General features: G+C 68.9%; 14 protein-coding genes. 4 read left to right on the top strand and 10 right to left on the bottom strand.

Annotation, left to right across the window (positions count from 1 at the left end; all coding sequences use genetic code 11):
- The first annotated feature begins 95 nt into the window (after positions 1-95).
- On the top strand, positions 96-710 hold the full coding sequence (locus tag ABTX24_RS12435) for a YceI family protein (RefSeq protein ID WP_160025903.1): 615 nt from the start codon (positions 96-98) through the stop codon (positions 708-710).
- 84 nt (positions 711-794) lie between these two features.
- Here the strand turns inward: ABTX24_RS12435 and ABTX24_RS12430 are convergent, their stop codons facing one another.
- The 3 genes from ABTX24_RS12430 to ABTX24_RS12420 form a co-directional block, all read right to left on the bottom strand.
- Positions 795-1,295 (bottom strand): hypothetical protein, encoded by a 501-nt coding sequence (locus ABTX24_RS12430; protein ID WP_160025904.1) that lies wholly within the window; start codon positions 1,293-1,295, stop codon positions 795-797.
- A 529-nt stretch (positions 1,296-1,824) separates the two neighbouring features.
- Positions 1,825-3,465, bottom strand: a complete 1,641-nt coding sequence (gene mctP, locus ABTX24_RS12425; RefSeq protein ID WP_350839939.1) for a monocarboxylate uptake permease MctP — start codon at positions 3,463-3,465, stop codon at positions 1,825-1,827.
- Positions 3,462-3,716: a DUF3311 domain-containing protein gene (locus ABTX24_RS12420; protein ID WP_350717928.1), complete on the bottom strand. Its 255-nt coding sequence runs from the start codon at positions 3,714-3,716 to the stop codon at positions 3,462-3,464. Before ABTX24_RS12420 ends, mctP begins: the two co-directional genes overlap by 4 nt.
- A 198-nt stretch (positions 3,717-3,914) precedes the next feature.
- Here ABTX24_RS12420 and ABTX24_RS12415 point away from each other — a divergent pair, with 198 nt between their 5' ends.
- Positions 3,915-5,228, top strand: coding sequence for an exo-beta-N-acetylmuramidase NamZ family protein (locus ABTX24_RS12415; protein WP_350839937.1), 1,314 nt, complete (start codon positions 3,915-3,917; stop codon positions 5,226-5,228).
- Positions 5,229-5,295: 67 nt separating this feature from the next.
- Here the strand turns inward: ABTX24_RS12415 and eda are convergent, their stop codons facing one another.
- Positions 5,296-5,925 carry a bifunctional 4-hydroxy-2-oxoglutarate aldolase/2-dehydro-3-deoxy-phosphogluconate aldolase gene (eda, locus tag ABTX24_RS12410; protein ID WP_160025908.1) on the bottom strand — a complete coding sequence of 210 codons (630 nt, stop codon included), beginning with the start codon at positions 5,923-5,925 and terminating at the stop codon, positions 5,296-5,298.
- The gene (edd, locus tag ABTX24_RS12405) at positions 5,918-7,801 is read right to left on the bottom strand and encodes a phosphogluconate dehydratase (RefSeq protein ID WP_350839935.1); all 1,884 of its coding nucleotides are present in this window, start codon (positions 7,799-7,801) and stop codon (positions 5,918-5,920) included. The genes eda and edd overlap by 8 nt, the downstream gene beginning before the upstream one ends.
- A 105-nt stretch (positions 7,802-7,906) precedes the next feature.
- Here edd and ABTX24_RS12400 point away from each other — a divergent pair, with 105 nt between their 5' ends.
- Entirely contained in the window at positions 7,907-9,070 is a 1,164-nt protein-coding gene (locus ABTX24_RS12400) for an ROK family transcriptional regulator (protein WP_160025910.1), read from the top strand.
- Positions 9,071-9,073: 3 nt separating this feature from the next.
- Here the strand turns inward: ABTX24_RS12400 and ABTX24_RS12395 are convergent, their stop codons facing one another.
- Positions 9,074-9,748, bottom strand: a complete 675-nt coding sequence (locus ABTX24_RS12395) for an SIMPL domain-containing protein (protein WP_350839933.1) — start codon at positions 9,746-9,748, stop codon at positions 9,074-9,076.
- Between the two features lie 38 nt (positions 9,749-9,786).
- Between ABTX24_RS12395 and ABTX24_RS12390 the strand changes: the two genes are divergently transcribed.
- Positions 9,787-11,019 (top strand): low temperature requirement protein A, encoded by a 1,233-nt coding sequence (locus ABTX24_RS12390; protein ID WP_350839931.1) that lies wholly within the window; start codon positions 9,787-9,789, stop codon positions 11,017-11,019.
- 63 nt (positions 11,020-11,082) lie between these two features.
- Here ABTX24_RS12390 and ABTX24_RS12385 read toward each other — a convergent pair whose 3' ends face one another.
- From ABTX24_RS12385 to ABTX24_RS12370, 4 genes are all read right to left on the bottom strand, one after another.
- Complete coding sequence (locus ABTX24_RS12385) at positions 11,083-11,928, bottom strand: PadR family transcriptional regulator (RefSeq protein WP_201451167.1); 846 nt, start codon at positions 11,926-11,928, stop codon at positions 11,083-11,085.
- Between the two features lie 154 nt (positions 11,929-12,082).
- Positions 12,083-13,348, bottom strand: a complete 1,266-nt coding sequence (locus ABTX24_RS12380) for a mechanosensitive ion channel (protein WP_160025914.1) — start codon at positions 13,346-13,348, stop codon at positions 12,083-12,085.
- A 201-nt stretch (positions 13,349-13,549) separates the two neighbouring features.
- Positions 13,550-15,478, bottom strand: a complete 1,929-nt coding sequence (locus tag ABTX24_RS12375; RefSeq protein ID WP_350839929.1) for a M3 family metallopeptidase — start codon at positions 15,476-15,478, stop codon at positions 13,550-13,552.
- Between the two features lie 67 nt (positions 15,479-15,545).
- On the bottom strand, positions 15,546-15,908 hold the full coding sequence (locus ABTX24_RS12370; protein WP_350839927.1) for a YciI family protein: 363 nt from the start codon (positions 15,906-15,908) through the stop codon (positions 15,546-15,548).
- Positions 15,909-15,954: the final 46 nt, after the last annotated feature.

Genomic DNA, 15,954 nt, shown 5'->3' with positions numbered 1-15,954 from the left:
TCGTCAGGAAAGGCCACGCGAGCGGGAACATTGGGAGAGATTCCCCCGTTATGATGCTTGCAGTTTCAACCAATTCTTCCAGGAGCACATTCGCTATGGGCATTTTCAGCAAGAAGGACACGGCACCCGCCGAGACCGAGTTCGACACCCCGACCGCCGCCATCGAGGACATCGCGGGTGACTACACCCTCGACGTCGCCCACACCCGCCTGGGCTTCTCGGCTCGCCACGCGATGGTGACCACCGTCCGTGGCTCGTTCAAGGAGTTCGAGGGCACCGCGACGATCGACACCGCCGAGCCGGCCAAGTCCAAGGTCTCGCTGACGATCAAGGCTGCCTCCGTCGACACCGGCAACGCCGACCGCGACGGCCACCTGCTCTCGGGCGACTTCTTCGAGAACGAGGCCCACCCCAACATCACCTTCGAGTCGACCGAGGTCGAGTTCGACGGCGAGACCTGGAACATCACCGGCGACCTGACCATCAAGGGCGTCACCAAGTCGGTCACCGTTCCGTTCGAGCAGACCGGCTCCGCCAAGGACCCGTTCGGCAACACCCGCGTCGGCTTCGAGGGTGCCGTCGCGATCAACCGCACCGACTGGGGCCTCTCCTTCAACGCGGCCCTCGAGACCGGCGGCGTCCTCGTCTCCGAGAAGATCAAGCTCGAGTTCGACATCTCCGCGATCAAGAACGCGGACGACGCGGCCTGATCCTGAGGTCGATCTGACCCACGAATGCGTCGGGGCCACCGGGAGATCTCCCGGTGGCCCCGACGCATGTCATCCGCGGATCGCTCAGGGCGCGTCCTGGATGTAGTAGTGCTTCTCCGCCCCGACCCGACCGGTGCCGACGACGTCCACGGACGAGGAGTCACCGGTCGCTCCTCCGGCGAAGCCGACCTGGTCCGTGCCGAGATCGACACCGCGACCGCCGCCCAGCGGCGAGCCGGTGTCATCGTCATGGTGGACGACCCCACCACCGGCGGCGTTGTCGACGGGAGACGTGACGGGAGACTCGAGGTGCGCGCGACCGCTGATCACGACCGTGGTCCCATCGGTCGTCACGGTCACCGCCGCGTCGCTTCCGGCTGCCGCTCCTGAGACCGTCACCGGACCCGCGGGTCCGCGATCCGGAGCCTTGATCGGTTGCTGGGCCGCCGGGGCCGCCCGGCTGTCCGACTGCTCAACTGACTGCGAGTCGGCGTAGGTGACCGCGGCACCGGCGACCAGCAGGCCACCTGCCACAAGGGTCACCGCCACCGATCGCCGAAGCCCCCGGAGGACCTTCGAGTTCATCGCGTTCTCCTGACGTGTTCGGGTGATGAGGGAATGCGGGACCCCGTCAGCGCCTGCACCCGGCGCCCGAGCGCACGGGGATCGCGGCTGGCGCGGACGGGGTCCCGCCGAGCAGGGCGAGCGAGGTCCTGGTCACGCTCATAGCCCCACCCATCGGACCGGACGGATCAGCAGTCTGAGACGACTGGCCAGCTTCACGCCCGGTGGTAGATCCATGCAGGGCGACGCCCCCCGGCGTCCAATCGCCCACATGGATCCGTTGCTCGGTTCGATGTTCGGCCGTCACGGCGCGTCCGGCGCCACGAGCCATCGCGGCGCGGCGTACACCGTGGCCTCGACTGCTCGTCGAGGCCGTCACAGCCTCATTGCTCACCATGGACACTCCCGAGTTAGGTCCGAATCAGAGCCTTCAGTACTTGTTACGTACATCAATGCTCTGATGTTGCGGTTCTCCGAGAAAAGGGGAAAAAGTCCCGCAAACACGTCATTGAGACATGTTTGCGGGACTTTGTGTCCGACTCAGTAGGGCTCAGCGCACCTCCGTCGTCGAGCTCAGCTCCTCGACGACGCCCTCGTCGCCGGCGTCGACCGAGTAGTCCGAGGCCGAGGTGGCGTCCTCCCCGTCCGGCACGTTGAGCGCCCTCAGGATCGGGGTCAGGACGACGACCACGATGAGGTTGAGCAGGAACGCGGTGAGCGCGATGTAGATCGGCGTCTCCGTGCCCGGGAACGGCGCCAACGGTCCACCGAAGTGCTCCTGCGTGGGCGAGGAGACGCCGTACGCGACGATCGTCCCGTACGCCATCCCGACCGCCCAGCCGGCCAGGACCGCCCAGCGGTGGAACCACCGGGTGTAGAGGCCGACGACGATCGCCGGCAGAGTCTGCAGGATCCAGACGCCTCCGAGGAGCTGCAGGTTGATGGCGTACGACTTCGAGAGCGCCAGCACGAAGATCAGCGCCCCGAACTTCACGACCAGGGACACGATCTTGGCCTGCTTGGCCTCGTCCTGCGGGGTCGCGTCGGGCTTCAGGTACGCCTTGTAGATGTTGCGCGTCCACAGGTTCGCGGCCGCGATCGACATGATCGCCGCCGGCACCAGCGCACCGATGATGACAGCCGCGTACGCGACGCCCGCGAACCACGCCGGGAACTGGTCCTCGAAGAGCTGGGGGATCGCCAGCTGCGGGTTGGGCGGGTCGCCGACCATCACCCCGGCCGCGAGGGCCACGAACCCGAGCAGCGCCAGGAGCCCGAGCAGGAACGAGTACGCCGGCAGCAGCGAGGCGTTGCGGCGGATCACGTTGCGGCTTCGGGTGGAGAGGACGCCGGTGATCGAGTGGGGGTACATGAACAGCGCCAGCGCCGAGCCGAGGGCCAGAGAGGCGTAGGCCCACTGGCCGGCCGCCTGGGTCGGGAACAGCGCCTTCGGGGCGGCGTCTCCGGCGGCGATCGCGTCGGCGTTCTCGGTGTTGAACGTGTCGAAGCTGTTCTGCACCGTGTCGAAGATGTTGCCCCAGCCACCGAGCTGCGACGGGATGTAGATGATCGCCACGATGATCACGATGTAGATCAGCGAGTCCTTCACGAACGCGATCAGCGCCGGCGCCCGCAACCCGGAGGAGTACGTGTAGGCGGCGAGCACCGCGAACGCGATGAAGAGCGGCAGGTCACGGATGAACCAGTTCGAGGAGTCGCTCTGCAGACCCATCACCTCGAGCACGACCTCCATGCCCACCAGCTGCAGTGCGATGTAGGGCATGGTGGCCAGCAGGCCGGTGACCGCGACGGCGAGGCCCAGGGATCTGGACCCGTAGCGGCCGACGACGAAGTCGGCCGGGGTGACGTAGCCGTGCTTGTGCGAGACCGACCACAGCTTCGGCAGGAACGCGAAGATCAGCGGGTAGACGAGGATCGTGTAGGGCACCGCGAAGAACCCGACCGCCGAGCCGGCGAACAGCGTCGCGGGCACCGCGATGAAGGTGTACGCCGTGTAGAGGTCGCCTCCGATGAGGAACCAGGCCACGAACGTACCGAAGCCGCGGCCGCCCAGACCCCACTCGTCGAGGTTGTCCATCGACTTCGCTCGGCGCCAGCGCGCGGCGGAGAAGCCGAGGATCGTGACCAGCAGGAAGAGGAAGGCAAAGACGGAGACTGCTACCGCGCTCACTGGCCACCCTCCTTCCACGGGCGCCCGGCAGCGGCACGGTCACGCCGGAACGCGGCCTTGGCGACGAAGTAGGCGATGGTCGTGAACAGGACCGAGCAGGGGATGAGGACGAGCTGGAACCAGAAGTAGAACGGGAATCCGGCGAACGTCGGATCCTCCTTCGCGTACAGCGGCACCGCGAGTGACGGCGCTGCTGCCGCGAACAGGAGGACCCCGACAAGGATCCACGAGCCCTTGGACGAGGACGGCATGGGTCACCTCCGAGATCTGTCGAAGTGGGGTTGGACGACCTGTGACCTTGGTCACATCCAGGGATCCTGTCCAGCCCCATCCGACCCACACGACGACGAACGGTCGATCTGCCGGGACGAACGGTCGAATCACCTGCCATGCACCGTCTTCAGGGCTAGCCTGCAAGGTGATCCTCCCCCTCGGTACAGGAGCGCCCCATGAGCACTGAAGTCCCCCGGATCGACCGCCGCCGTCTGCTCGGCGCTGCCGCGGCCGGCGCCGTGGCGGCGCCGCTTCTCACCGGTTCGGCGGGAGCCTCGACCGAGCAGGTCTCACCGCTGGGCGGTGGCGAGGCGGTCAGGACCGGCGCCGAGCGAGCCGCCGGCGACGGCTGGTCGGTGCTGTCGGGCGATCGGGTCGGCATCATCACCAACCCCACCGGCGTGCTCCGCAACCTGCGCAACATCGTCGACGAGATGCACGAGTCCGGCGCGGTCCAGATCGCCGGTGTCTTCGGGCCGGAGCACGGCTTCCGCGGCACCGCTCAGGCGGGCGGCTCCGAGGGCACCTTCGTCGACGAGCGCACCGGACTGACCGTCTATGACGCCTACGGCGCCAACGTGGCGAAGATGACCGAGCTGTTCACGACCGCCGCCGTCGAGACCGTCGTCTTCGACATCCAGGACGTCGGCTCCCGGTTCTACACCTACATCTGGACGATGTGGACGGCGATGCAGGCGGCCGTCGCGACCGAGAAGCGCTTCGTGGTCCTCGACCGCCCCAACCCCGTGGGCGGAACCGCCCGCGGACCGATGATGACCGCGGCGTACACCTCGGGCGTCGGCGCCCGCGAGATCGTCCAGCAGCACGGGATGTCGGTCGGCGAGCTGGCCCGGTTCTTCGACGGGGAGTTCCTCGAGGAGCACGCCGGCGGGCGGCTGGCCCAGCTCGACGTCGTCCAGGTCTCCGGATGGCGGAGAAGGACGTTGTACGCCGACACCGGGCTCGACTTCGTCCTGCCGAGCCCCAACATGCCGACCCCCGACACCGCGCTTGCCTACCCCGGCACCTGCATGTTCGAGGGCACCAACCTCTCCGAGGGGCGCGGCACCACCAAGCCGTTCGAGCTGATCGGGGCACCGTTCGTCGATCACCGCTGGGCCGCGGCGCTGGAGGAGGCGAACCTGCCTGGCGTGACGTTCCGGGAGGCGTACTTCAACCCCTCGGTCAACAAGTTCGCCGGCCAGGTCTGCGGCGGAGTGCAGGTCACGATCCAGGACCGCGACCGCTTCGACCCCGTCCGCACCGGCGTCGAGATGCTGGTCACCGCCAAGGCGCTCTACCCGCAGTTCGCCTGGCGCCAGGACTCTTGGGACACCGCCCGGCCGTTCTGGATCGACAAGCTCACCGGATCGACGAGGCTGCGTACGCAGATCGACGCCGGCGCCACCGGCGACGAGGTCGAGGCGGCCTGGCGAGACGAGCTGGCCGCCTTCGACGCGACCCGCCGCCAGTACCTCCTCTACCGCTGATCCGGCGCGTTCTGACCGAAACCCACGCCGAGTCGGCGCGTTCGAACGCGCCGACTCGACGGTCGGGTCAGCGGAGGGCGGCGGTGGCGGCTGCGAGCGCGGTCACGCGGTCCCAGTCGCCGGAGGCGAGCGCGTCGCCGGGGGTGAGCCAGGAACCGCCGACGCAGCCGACGTTGGCCAGAGCCAGATAGCTGGGAGCGGTGGCGAGCGAGATGCCGCCGGTGGGGCAGAAGCGTACGTCCGGCAGTACCGACGGCAGCGAGCCCAGGAACTTCACGCCACCGGACGCCTCCGCCGGGAAGAACTTCATCGCGGTGTGGCCGGTCTCGAGCACCGCGAGGGCCTCGGAGACGGTGGCGGTGCCGGGCAGGAACGGGAGGCCGGTATCGCGCATCGCGCCGAGCAGCGTCGGGGTGGCACCCGGCGAGACCAGGAACTGGGCCCCGGCCGCGGCGGCCTCCTTCGCGAGCACGGGAGTGGTCACGGTGCCGGCGCCGATCAGGACCTCCGGCACCTCCTCGGCGATGGCCCGGATCGCGTCGAGCGCCACCGGCGTACGCAGGGTCAGCTCGACCACGGGCACGCCGCCCTCGGCGAGGGCGCGGGCCACGGGCACCGCCTGGTCGACGGAGTCGACGACGACGACCGGGATCACCGGGGAGAGGTCGAGCAGGTCGGCGGAGGTGAGGTCAGACATGGACGGGGGTCTCCTGGGACGTAGCGGCGCTCTGCTCAACGTGAGCAAAGGGGAAGACGGAGGCGCCGGTGTCGGCGGAGCCGACGGTGGCACGGAAGGCGGAGAAGAGCTCGCGGCCGGTGCCGCGCCACTCGGCGTCGAGCGGTGCCCGACCGGTGGTGGGACGGTGCGCGAACTCGTCGGCGTCGACCCCGATGCTCAGGGTGCCGGCGACGGCGTCGACGGTGATCAGGTCGCCGTCCTGTACGCGGGCGAGCGGCCCACCGAGCGCGGCTTCGGGGGTGAGGTGGATGGCTGCGGGCACCTTGCCCGACGCGCCGGACATCCGGCCGTCGGTGACGATGGCGACGTGCTGACCGCGGTCCTGCATCACGCCGAGCGCCGGGGTGAGCTTGTGCAGCTCGGGCATGCCGTTGGCCGCGGGACCCTGGTAGCGGATCACCGCGACGAAGTCGCGGCCGTCGAGGCGCTTCTCGGAGAAGGCAGTGAGGAAGTCGGCCTGGTCGTCGAAGACGAGCGCGGGGGCGGAGACCACCTGGTGCTCGGGCGCGACCGCCGAGGTCTTGATGACCGCCGTGCCGAGCTCGCCACGCAGCACCCGCAGGCCACCGTCGGGGGAGAACGGGTCGTCGGCCGGGCGCAGCACGTCGAGGTCGCCGGAGACGGGGGCACCCTCGATGTACTCGATCTCACCGTCGCGGGTGAGCCGCGACTCCTGGGTGTAGGCCGACAGGCCAGGCCCCAGGATCGTCGTGACGTCCTCGTGGAGCAGGCCGGCCTCGAGCAGGGTGCGGATCAGGAAGCCGACGCCGCCGGCGGCGTGGAAGTGGTTCACGTCGGCGGAGCCGTTGGGGTACATCCGGCTGAGCAGCGGGACGACCGGTGAGAGGTCCGAGATGTCGTCCCAGGTCAGCTGGATCCCGGCGGCGCGGGCGATGGCGACCAGGTGCATCGTGTGGTTGGTCGAGCCGCCCGAGGCGAGCAGCGCGACGCAGGCGTTGATGATCGACTTCTCGTCGATCATCTCGCCCACGCCCGGGCCGCCCTCGAGAGCGAGCTCGGTGGCGCGCGCCGCCGCGGCACGGTTGAGCGCGGCCCGCAGCAGGGTGTCCGGCGAGGCGAACGAGGAGCCCGGCAGGTGCAGGCCGAGCACCTCCATGAGCAGCTGGTTGGAGTTGGCGGTGCCGTAGAAGGTGCAGGTGCCGCGGGAGTGGTAGCTGGCGGCCTCGGCCTCGAGGAGCTCCTCGCGCGTCGCCTCGCCTGCTGCGTACCGCTGGCGGACGCGGGCCTTCTCCTTGTTGGGGAGCCCCGACGACATCGGGCCGGCCGGCACGAAGACGGTCGGCAGGTGGCCGAACGAGAGAGCCCCGATCAGGAGGCCGGGCACGATCTTGTCGCACACGCCGAGCATCAGCGCGGCGTCGAACATGTCGTGCGAGAGGGCGATCCCGGCCGACATCGCGATCACGTCGCGGGAGAAGAGGGAGACCTGCATCCCGTCGCGGCCCTGGGTGATGCCGTCGCACATCGCGGGTACGCCGCCGGCGACCTGCGCCAGCCCGCCGGCCCGCATGACCGCGGCCTTGAGCAGCGGCGGGTAGGTCTCGTACGGCGCATGCGCGGAGAGCATGTCGTTGTAGGAGGTCACGATCGCGACGTTGGGCTTCGCGCCGGGGTTGATGACCTTGAGCTCGGCCTTCGTCGGGGCGGTGGACGCCGCGAAACCGTGGGCCAGGTTGCTGCACGCGAGCCGGCCGCGAGCGGGCCCGGCGACGCGGGCGGCCGCGATGCGGTCCAGGTAATCGGCCCGCGTGGCGGCGGAACGCTCGATGAGGCGAGCGGTGACGTCGGCGACGGTGGGGGAAACGGCAGTCACGGGTCCTCCAAAGGAAGTGTGCTTTGGCACACTTTGACACGATCTTTGGATCGATACAAGTAAATCTTTGGTACTTGGAAGACATAAGCAGGGTACGCTGCCCCCATGCCCGAGATGACAACCGCCGCCGACGTCCTCGCTCTGGTGCGCTCCGGACGCGCCCTGACCCGCAGCGATCTGCAGAAGACAACCGGTCTGTCGCGTACGGCTGTGGTCTCCCGGGTCTCGGCGCTCGTCGACGCCGGACTGATCCTCACCGGGGAGGAGCTCGCCTCCACCGGTGGCCGGCCGCCGGGCTCATTGACCTTCAACGCAGACGCCGGGGTGGTGCTGGCGGTGGCGATCGGGCGCTCACGCAGCCAGCTCGCCGTCTTCGACCTCGACGGCCGCGAGCTCGCCGGCGACACCCGTGACCACGAGGTCGGGATCGCCGCCGACGACCTCATGCCGGACGTCACCGACCGGCTCGAGCGGCTCCTGGAGGGCATCGAGCCGCCCGTGCTCGGTGTCGGGATGAGCCTTCCCGGCGTCGTCGACCCCGTCCGCCTGGTCTCGGTCGACTCACCGGTGATGCGGGGTTGGGACGGCGTCGCGCTCGACCCCTACTTCGACCGCCTCACCGACGGGCCGCTGGTGCTCGTCAACGACACCGACGCGCTGGCCACGGCCGAGCTCTTCGGCAGCGGGCTGAACCCGCGGGACGCGCTCGTCGTGAAGGCGTCGACCGGTCTCGGCCTCGCGGTCATCGCCGACGGCCGGGTGCTGCGCGGCCACGCCGGTGCCGTCGGCGAGATCGGCCACACCCGGGTCGAGTCCGCCGGCGAGCGCCCCTGCCGCTGCGGGGCCACCGGGTGCCTGGAGACGGTCGCGGCCGGCTGGGCACTGACCCAGGGCCTGGTCGACTCCGGCGTCTCCGCCGGACACATCCGCGACCTGGTCGCCGCCGCGCTCGCCGGCGACGCCATCGCCCGAGGCCTGCTGCGCGAGGCCGGTCGCCAGCTCGGCGAGGTGCTGGCGATCGCGATCAACCTGCTCAACCCGGAGGTCGTCGTCATCGGTGGTGACATGGCCGGCGCCTTCGACCTCTACACCGCAGGCGTACGCGAGACCGTCTACTCGCGCTCGACCGCCCTGGCGACCCGCGACCTCACCTTCGTCCCCTCCACCCACGCCGACTCCACCGGCATGGTCGGCTGTGCCGCGGTGGTCATCAACCACCTGCTCTCCCCCGAGCGCCTCGACGCCCATCTCGACGCCGTCGCCAGATGACCCTTACTTCGCTGCGACGGTGAAGGCGGCCTCGACCTCGGCGTAGACCGAGATGTCGTCGGGGTCGAAGGCCAGGTCGGGTGCCCCCGAGGCCGACTTCCGGGCTCCGGCCGAGGCCATCTGCATGTCCATCGCCGCCGACTCGTACGTCACCTCGCGGCTGACGCCGACGTCGTTGATGCTCCGGACCGCGACCGGACCGAGGTCGAGCGCATCGGCATAGTCCTGCGCACGCACCTTGGCCTGGCGCACCGCCTCCTGGCGTACGTCTCGCTCGACCTTCAGCCGGGTCTCCTTGGTCAGCTGCCACGAGACGTGGTCGACCCGGAGACCCTCGTTGCCCGCGGTGCGGCCGACCCAGGTCGCCAGCGCCTTGAAATCGACGAACTCCGCCCAGAGACCGACCGCGGCGCGGTGCACCAGCGGCAGCTGCTTGCCGTCCTTGTGCCAGGGCCGCTCGGCCGAGATGCGCGCCCGCTGGATGACGAGCCTCTTGATCGCACCCTCCTGCTCGAGCCGCTCGAGCTCCGTACGCACGCCATGCAGCGCACGCCGCAGCTGCTCCATCACCGGCTCCGGCGCGGGACCATCGAACCGGATCTCGGCGGACACCACCCCTCGCTCCGCCGCCACCTCCACAGTGTGCGACCCGCGCACCTTGATCAGGATTTCGCTCATGCGACGAAACGTACGCCTCAGGACCTATCCTCACCAGCGTGACTGCAACCAGCCGCCTGCGCCAGATGACCGGACGCGACCCGCACGAGGAGCATCGGGCCGCGACTCCCTTGGAGCTGCTCTTCGACCTCACCTTCGTCGTGGCCTTCGGCATGAGCGGCAACGAGCTGGCCCATCAGCTCGCGGAGGGCCACATCGTGGCAGGGATCGTGGCGTTCTGCTTCGCCTCGTTCGCGATCTGCTGGGCGTGGATCAACTACTCCTGGATGGCCTCGGCCTACGACACCGACGACTGGGCGTTCCGGCTGCTCACGATGTTGCAGATGGTCGGCGTGATCATCATGGCCCTCGGCCTGCCGGAGATGTTCGAGAGCGTCCACGAGGGCGAGCGGCTCCACAACGAGATCATGATCGCCGGGTACGTCGTGATGCGGGTCGCGCTCTGCGGCCAGTGGCTGCGGGCCTGGCGCCAGGACCCGGGTAGGCGCGCGGCGCATCGGGTCTACCTCGTCTCCGTCCTCGGCTCGCAGGTGCTCTGGTGCGTCATCGCCATCCTGCCGCTCGACGTGGCGACCGCGTTCGCCGCGATGATGGTGCCTCTGGTGATCGAGCTGGTCGGGCCGTTCATCGCCGAGCGTCACTTCGGCGGCACTCCCTGGCACGCCGACCACATCGCCGAGCGCTACGGCCTGCTGACGATCATCACCCTCGGCGAGGGCGTGATCGGCACCGTCGCGGTGATGTCCGCGATCGTCCACGAGCCCGAGCTGGGGTGGAGCCTCGACGCGATCCTGCTGCTCGCCGCCGGTATCGGCCTGACCTTCGGCCAGTGGTGGACCTACTTCACGATCCCCTGGGCCACGATGCTCGAGCGGCGGCGCGACCGCTCGTTCCTGTGGGGCTACGGCCACATCCTGCTCTTCGCCGCGATCGCGGCCACCGGAGCCGGCCTGCACGTCGCCGCCTACCTGCTCGAGCACGAGTCCAAGCTCGGCGAGGTCGGCACGGTCATCTCCGTCGCCCTCCCCGTCGGCGTGTACGCCTTGGTCCTCTACCTTCTCTACAACCTGTTCATGCACGTCATCGACCCGTTCCACATCGTCCTGGTCGCCCTCACCATGGCCGTGCTCGTCGCGAGCGTCGCCATGGCGATCGCGGGCGTGCCGGTGGCCTGGTGCCTCGTCGTCGTCGCCCTCGCGCCGGTCGTCACCATCGTCGGCTACGAAGCCGTCGGCCACCGCCACCTGGCCATTCACCTCGACGCCCTCTGACCCATCCCTCACATCAGCAGGTGCCCCACGCTCGAGAGCGTGGGGCACCTGTCGTTGGGGACATCAGGGCTTCGGGTCGGGGCCGGGCTCGCCGTCCTCGGACTCCTCGACCTCGTCGATCTCGTCGACCTGCTCGGCGGTCACGGTGTGCTCGTCGTCGCCGGCCGCCAGGATGCCGTAGAGCTTGCGCCGGGTGTCGGCGAGGACGTCGGCGGCGGCCTGGCGCTGGGCATCGGTGCCGGAGGTGGCGAGCTGCCACACGGCCGGGAGGACCTGGGCGAGCTCGCCGCCGAGGACTCCGAAGCCGGCCAGGTCGCCCAGGCCACCGGGGCCACCACGGCCGCCGCGACCTTGGCTGCGAGCGTTGTCGACGGCCTTGTCGAACGGCGTCCAGACGCCTGCAAGCTCGTCGGCGTGCTCGGTGGCGTAGGTCTTGCCGGCCTCGGTCAGCCGGATCGCCCGGCGGCCGTGCTCGTCGTCGGACTCCACGAGACCCTCGTCCTCGAGCTGCTGGATGGTCGGGTAGACGGAGCCGGGGCTCGGCCGCCACTCACCCGAGCTGCGCTCGGAGATCTGCTGGATCACCTGGTAGCCGTTGATCACCTGGCCCTGCTCGGCCGCCTCAGCCATCACATAGATGATCGCGGAGCGTACGTCACCACGACGGACCCGGGGACCGGGCCGCTGCGGGGGCTGGTTCTCGAAGCCGAGCAGCGCCGCGATCCACGGCGGCGGACCAGCCGGTCCACGACCGCGACCGTGATGGCCACCCTGCCAACCGGGACCGCCAGGTCCGCCCCAACCGGGACCGCCCTGCCAGCCATGGGAGCGGCGCGGGCCGCCCTTGCCGAACTCTCGACCCATCTGGTCGATCCACTCACCCCAAGGGTTGCTGTTGTTGTACGTCATCAGGTTTCTCACTTACTGTCGGAAGACTGGATCGCGTTCCTTCGCGATATATCGTGATCTTACGCCGGTGATCAGAGTGATTCAAGGCAAATGAAGGGAGCCCCCGGAAAATCCGGGGGCTCCCTGAGTCAGACCCTGAGGGTCGTGAGTGCGATCAGACGCCAGGCGTCTGCGGCGGCGTCGGGTTCGGAGCGGTCGGCGTAGCAGCCGAACGCGCGGCACTCTCGGCCTGGAGCCGCTCCAGCTGCCGGGCGGCAGCCTCGCGACCGCCGAGACCGAAGGCGAGCGCCGCGGCAGCGGCACCACCGACGACCACGGCACCGAAGCCGAGGTTGATGATCGAGTCGGCGAGACCCATGAACTTCAGCCCGATCGCGACGAAGAGCACGATCGTGGCGTACTTCAGGATCTGCGAGGCCGATCCAGGCACGATCTTCGCGAGCACCGAGGCGATCACGACACCGGCGGCGATGATCGCGCCACCGAAGATGACCTTGCCACCCAGCTCGAGCACCTCGGCGATGAACGCGGTGATCTGCGGGAACTCCAGCATCTGCGCCGCCATCACGGCGAAGAAGAGCACGATGCCGATCTGGATCACCTTGGTGACGATCGGGGTAGCGCTCTGCCCCTGCGGCAGCACGTCCATGGAGTGGAGGGCCTGGTCGAAGCCGAGGCCGTCGATTAGCTGACCGAGGATGTCGGCGGCGAAGCGGGCGATGACCACTCCGATGCCGAGCAGGATCGCGGCGGCGATGATCTTCGGGATCGCGGCCAGGATCATGGCGAGCATGAGCTCGGCGGGCCGCGAGATCGAGTTGATCCCGAGAATCTGCAGAGCGGCGATGGCCACCACGATCATGATGATCGCGTAGAGCACGAGACCGATGACCTTGACGATCTGGGCGGCGGTGCCCGGGCGCGCAGCCTGTGCGTCGTACGGGTCGGCGGTGGTGTCCACGCCGACCGTCTGGTCGACCTGGCCGGAGAGCTTGCTGCCGCTGCCGATCCACTTGTCGAACGGGACCGCGCCGAGCGCGGTCTCGACGAGCTGGCGGACGACCTTGGCGACGAGCGCGCCGACGATGAAGACGAAGACCGCACCGATGAGGTTGGGCAGGAAGCCCATCACACCGTCGAGCAGGCCCTGGATCGGCGTCAGCACAGAGCTGAGCTCGAACAGGTCCAGCAGCGCGATCAGACCGAAGAGCCACACCAACAGGGCAGCCACGGAACCGAGGCTCTTGCCGATGCTGTCGCCATCACTTCCGGCTTTCTGGAGCACCGGGATCTTCGAGGTCAGCTTCGCGAAGGCCCAAGCGACGATCTTCGCGATGATCCACGTGACCACCAGGATGACGATCGCGGCGAGCACCTTGCTGCCGAGACTCACCCAGTCGATGTCCTTTATGGCATCCATTGTCTCTCCCCTCAATAGGGTTTCTTGAGAAGGTGCCTGAGATCGACGAGCAGCCCGAGTGATGCGCGCAACAGGCACCTCTGCTTAATCCCGACGTTCGTCCAGATGCGACCCAGACGCAAGTTTGGCGCTCCAGCGGACGCAAATAAGCAAAGGATTTACAATGTGGCGCCCTATGTACCGAACAGGCCGAAACGAGCCCTAAGAGACCAACCAGGCCGCGTACGCATCGAAGGAGTAGGGCCGGCCAAGGAAGTCGGCGACCAGGTCGGCGGCGTCCTTCTCGCCGCCGCGGGCGAGCACCAGATCGCGGTAGCGGCCGGCCACCTCGGGGTCGAACAGGTTGTCCCGGTCGAAGGCGCTGAACAGGTCCTTCGCGATGACCAGCGACCACATGTAGGTGTAGTAGGCCGAGGAGTAGCCGCCCAGGTGGCCGAAGTTGGCGAAGAAGTGGGTGCCCTCGATATAGGGATAGGGAGAGTACGCCGCCTGGAGCTCCTCGAGCCGCTTGGTCAGGTCGTCGGGCTGCTCCTTGTGGAACCAGTAGGAGATCGCGGCGTAGAACATCTGCTGCCGGGCGTGATAGCCCTTGCCGAAGTCGTCCGCGGCCCGCATCCGCGCGACCAGGTCGGCCGGGATCGGCTCGCCGGCCGCGTTGGTGGCGAAGGTCTGGAGTACGTCGGCGTCCCAGGCCCACTCCTCGAGCATCTGGCTCGGCGCCTCGACGAAGTCCCACTCCGTCGCGACCCCGGAGAAGCGCGCCCACTCGCCCTGCCCGCCGAGCACGTGGTGGATCAGGTGGCCGAACTCGTGGAAGAGGGTCACCACGTGGTCGTGCTCCATCAGGCCGCGGGAGAAGTTGCAGACCAGCACGCCCTCGGGGAGCTGCCGGCCCTTCACGCCGGGGGCGAGGTCGAACTGCGCCGCGTGCTTGTACTTGCCCTCGCGGGGGTGGAGGTCGAGATAGATCCGGCCGAGGGGCTCGTCGCCGTCCTGCTGATAGACGTCGAAGACGCTCACGTCCTCGTGCCAGGTGACGACGTCGGAGACCGGCTCGTAGCGCAGCCCGAAGAGCCGGCCGGTGACGTCCAGCAGACCCTGGTGCACCTTCGCGAAGTCGAAGAACGTACGCACCACCTGGCTGTCGACGTCGTACTTCTCCTGCCGCACCAGCTCCTCGTAGTAGAGCGCGTCGGCGGCCGAGACCGCGCTGGCGCCGGGGACGTCGCGGTCGTAGCGGTCGAGGAGCACTTCGAGGTCGCGCTTCATCCGCCCCTCGGCGGCGCCGGCGATCTTGTCGATGAACTCGGGGATCGCGGGTCCCTCGCCGATCATCTTCACCGCGGCGTCGAAGGCCGGCCAGTCCTCGTAGCCGACCAGGTTGGCCAGCTCGTGCCGCAGCGCGAACATCTCCTTCAGGACCGCTTCGTTGTGCGGCCAGCCGCGCTCGAGCGAGGCCACGGTGACGGCGCGACGGATCGCGGGATCCTTCACGAACATCCGAGCGGGAAGCGCGTCGGGATAGTCGGTCGTGATCTCCACGAGCCCCTTGTCGTTGACCGGGTGCGCCTCCAGCCAGTCGGCCGGCATCCCGTCCAGCTGCTCGGGCGTGGCCAGGGTGATGCGTACGTCGTCCCGGGTCACCCGGGAGAACTCGAGGTTGAGCTCGGTGAGGCGTTCGTTGATCTCGGTGAGCCGGGCCCGGGTGGCGTCGTCGCGGTCGACGCCCGCACGGGTGAAGTCCTGCAGCGTCTTCTCCAGGAGCCGCTTGGCCAGCGGGTCGAGGGCGTCCGTCTGGGCGGCCGGGAGGTCCGCGAAGACGCGGTAGAGCGCCTGGTCCTGGGTGAGCTCGGTGCGCAACCGGTCGACCTCGACCTCGGTGTCCTCGCACGCCGTGCGCACCGCCTCGACGGGGTGGACATTCGCGAGCAGGCCGGCCAGGCCACCGAGCGAGCCGAGCTCCAGGGACAGCTCGTCCCAGGCCTTCAGCACCTCGGCCGCCTCGCTCGGCGGCGCGGTCCGCAGCTTCTCGGCCAGCTCCCGCACGTGGGTCAGGGTCGCGGACGTACGCTCCTTGACCCAGCTCTCCGCGGCTTCGGTCTCGGGCAGGGCAAGCGGCTCTGGCGTCATGCGGCAAGCCTGCCACGACCTGAAACGCTTCGCCGCCGAGATTCGGCGAAGCGTCCAGGTGCGATGCTCACTCCTCGGTCGGGAACATGTCCGGGAACCGGTGGACCTCCTGCGGCCAGTCGAGCGCGACCGTCAGCCGCCCCGCCCAGTAGCGCGCCGCGTCCTCGTCGGGGGCCTCGATGACACAGAAGCCACCGAGGTGCTCCTTGGTCTCGACGTACGGGCCGTCGGTGAAGACCGGCTCGCCGTTCTTGGCCTCGACGCTGAAGAGCGCGGTCGAGGCGTCGAGGGCTCCGTTGCCGTAGACGTAGACGCCTGCGGACTTCATCTCCTCGATCACCGCCATCGAGGTGTCGCGCTTCTTCTCGAGCTCCTCCATCGTGTGCTCGGGAACCCACTCGTCGTTGAACACGATCAGGTATTCGGGCATGCGTATCGTCTCCTCGCCTCACGGGCGGTCCGGTGACCGCCGCTCA

It is taken from the genome of Nocardioides sp. NPDC127514 (genome assembly GCF_040302125.1).
GTDB lineage: Bacteria > Actinomycetota > Actinomycetes > Propionibacteriales > Nocardioidaceae > Nocardioides.
The sequence above is the reverse complement of the archived record's forward strand: the minus strand, read 5'-3'. Positions and strand labels throughout refer to the sequence as shown.

Coding starts and splice junctions, on each gene's coding strand:
- ABTX24_RS12415 (WP_350839937.1), top strand. CDS start 3,915: ATGAGCACTGAAGTCCCCCGGATCGACCGCCGCCGTCTGCTCGGCGCT.
- ABTX24_RS12395 (WP_350839933.1), bottom strand. CDS start 9,748: ATGAGCGAAATCCTGATCAAGGTGCGCGGGTCGCACACTGTGGAGGTG.
- ABTX24_RS12385 (WP_201451167.1), bottom strand. CDS start 11,928: ATGACGTACAACAACAGCAACCCTTGGGGTGAGTGGATCGACCAGATG.
- ABTX24_RS12420 (WP_350717928.1), bottom strand. CDS start 3,716: ATGCCGTCCTCGTCCAAGGGCTCGTGGATCCTTGTCGGGGTCCTCCTG.
- ABTX24_RS12400 (WP_160025910.1), top strand. CDS start 7,907: ATGCCCGAGATGACAACCGCCGCCGACGTCCTCGCTCTGGTGCGCTCC.
- ABTX24_RS12375 (WP_350839929.1), bottom strand. CDS start 15,478: ATGACGCCAGAGCCGCTTGCCCTGCCCGAGACCGAAGCCGCGGAGAGC.
- ABTX24_RS12380 (WP_160025914.1), bottom strand. CDS start 13,348: ATGGATGCCATAAAGGACATCGACTGGGTGAGTCTCGGCAGCAAGGTG.
- ABTX24_RS12370 (WP_350839927.1), bottom strand. CDS start 15,908: ATGCCCGAATACCTGATCGTGTTCAACGACGAGTGGGTTCCCGAGCAC.
- eda (WP_160025908.1), bottom strand. CDS start 5,925: ATGTCTGACCTCACCTCCGCCGACCTGCTCGACCTCTCCCCGGTGATC.
- ABTX24_RS12435 (WP_160025903.1), top strand. CDS start 96: ATGGGCATTTTCAGCAAGAAGGACACGGCACCCGCCGAGACCGAGTTC.
- ABTX24_RS12430 (WP_160025904.1), bottom strand. CDS start 1,295: ATGAACTCGAAGGTCCTCCGGGGGCTTCGGCGATCGGTGGCGGTGACC.